This window comes from Bacillus sp. GMs2/2 (assembly GCF_050172095.1).
GTDB lineage: Bacteria > Bacillota > Bacilli > Bacillales > Bacillaceae_G > Bacillus_A > Bacillus_A cereus.
Map to the genome: position 1 here is coordinate 1 of NZ_JBNLYE010000521.1, position 2,272 is coordinate 2,272.

Sequence of the window (2,272 nt, forward strand, 5' to 3'; positions counted from 1 at the left end):
ACAAATATACATTCTGAAAAGGAAACAATTATTTTTATTCATGGATTAGTTGGCAATCGTCGCGCCTTCAAAAAAGAGCAAAAACGATTTTCTGCCTCCTACAACATTATAACTTATGACTTATTAGGTCACGGTGATGATAAAGGAGAAGCAATCGACTTTTCATTACAGCGCCTCGTAGATCAATTATTAAACTTATATGAACAAGAAGGTATTAAAAAAGCACATATTTGTGCGCTAAGTTACGGCTGTTACATCTCTACAATTTTTGCACAAATGCATCCAGAAAAAGTATTAAGTATTTGTCATATTGGAGGACATTACAATAACCCTTCTCGTTTATATAATGTATTTCAAAATTTTTGGGAGAAGCGAGGAGATGAATACTCTAAATGGCTCTCTCAATACGCAAATACTATTTTTCCAAGCGGTATATTAAAAGCAAATCCGTTCGCAGTCATTTCAAGAAATATTTACTACCGTTTCGGATTACAATTACATTCATCCATAATTGCCCAGTCATTACGACATCGGTTAGAATTCGATTTAAAATCTAAATTAAAATCACTTCCTCACCCTATACTATGGGTAATGGGAGAGCATGATCATCTCTATAAATCTTGTCTATTTGATTTGAAATCTATTTTGCCTAACGTTCTATATAAGGAAATACCGTTAGCGGGACATGCAGCGAACTTATTTCGTCCTAACTATTTCCATGACTTATATGATCGATTTTTAAATGGAAAGTTAAAATAAAAACTATTAAACTTCCAATTTATTCAACTATAAAAAGGCTTCCCAAGTTTCCTTGGAAAGCCTTTTCTCTATACGAAAAGTATATAAAACTACTTTTTCTTAGTATGCTTTTGTGTAACCTAATAGGTGCTTGCTCCAGTAAGAGTTACTTACAGAACTAATACGTACACCAGTTGCATCTGTTTCTGCACTAATGAACTGACCGTTTCCTAAGTAAACACCCATGTGAGAAGGACCTGATTTATAAGTATTTTGGAAGTATACTAAATCACCTGGTTGTGGATTGCTAGTTTTTGTTTTAGAGCTCCAGTATCCAGCAACTGTTTGACGAGCGCCTTTATGACCAGTTTGATTTAATACGTAGTGAATGAATCCACTGCAGTCAAAACCAGCAGGTGTTGTACCAGCAGTTCTGTATGGTGAACCATTTAAAGATCTAGCGAATCCAGCGATTGAAGATGTATCTCCACCTGTTGTTGGTTTTTGTACGTCTTTACCTGGTTGTTGAACGTTATTTGTAACATTATTGTTATTTGTAACGTTGTTTACTCCGCCTTTTACAAACTTAACGAAGTCTGCACTTACGTAACCTGTGCGGCCGTTATGGTTAATTTTGTACCAACCATTTTCAGCACCAGTAACGTTTAATACTTTACCATTCGTTACTCCACCGATTACAGCGTTGTATGTAGCTGGGCCTGTACGTACTTTTAAAGCACCAGTGTTAACAACATAAGAACCACCAGTTTGAACTGTTGTAGTATTGTTGTTTGTAGTTGGTTGTTGTGTTTCGTTAGATACAGCAGAACCACCTTTTGTTACGAAGTCTTTGCTTACGTATCCAGTTCCACCATTGAAGTTGATTTTAAACCAATCTTGTACTTCACCTACAACTTGTACTGTTTTACCTTTGTTTACAGAACCTAATACTGTATGAGATGTACTTGGGCCTGTACGTACGTTAAGTGAAGAAACGTTTACTGTGTAAGTACCTGTTCCTTGTTGAACAGTCGTTCCTGTTTTGCCACCAGTCGTTACGAAGTCACCACTTACATAACCTGTTTGACCATTTACGTTTACTTTGAACCAACCATTTTCTTGTCCAACTACTTGTAGCACTTGGCCTGACTTTACTTTAGAAATAACGTTATGTCCTGTACCAGCACCTGAACGAACATTTAATACATCAGCAGTTACTGTGTATTTTAATTCAGAAGTTGTTTCTACAGTTTTTGTTTCAGTTACAGTCGTTTGAGTTTGAGTTTGAGTTTGTCCATTAATTTCTTTTAGCGCTTCATTTGAAACTTGTGCATGAGCAGAATCCATTCCTGGAACTGCAACGCCAGCTACAGAAGCTGCTGCTAAACCTGCAATTACTTTTTTCATAAGTTGTCTTTACTTCCTTTCCCTACTATCCTCTTAAAAAAAACTAAAACTTTAATACTTTACAATATTATCAAAGTAAAATATTCATCCAGTTCCATTTTTTAGCAAGAGTTTTATTTTTCACACA

The 2,272-nt window shown here is 35.6% G+C and carries 2 protein-coding genes; one reads left to right on the top strand and one right to left on the bottom strand.

Features of this window, described 5'->3' with window-relative positions; translation table 11 throughout:
* A partial coding sequence (locus ACQGS6_RS26885; protein ID WP_426965905.1) for an alpha/beta fold hydrolase occupies positions 1–759 on the top strand: 759 nt, incomplete at its 5' end.
* A 99-nt stretch (positions 760–858) separates the two neighbouring features.
* On the opposite strand, the gene entFM is transcribed toward ACQGS6_RS26885, so the two are convergent.
* On the bottom strand, positions 859–2,145 hold the full coding sequence (entFM, locus tag ACQGS6_RS26890) for an enterotoxin EntFM (RefSeq protein WP_000755513.1): 1,287 nt from the start codon (positions 2,143–2,145) through the stop codon (positions 859–861).
* Positions 2,146–2,272 lie beyond the last annotated feature (127 nt).

Coding starts and splice junctions, on each gene's coding strand:
- entFM (WP_000755513.1), bottom strand. CDS start 2,145: ATGAAAAAAGTAATTGCAGGTTTAGCAGCAGCTTCTGTAGCTGGCGTT.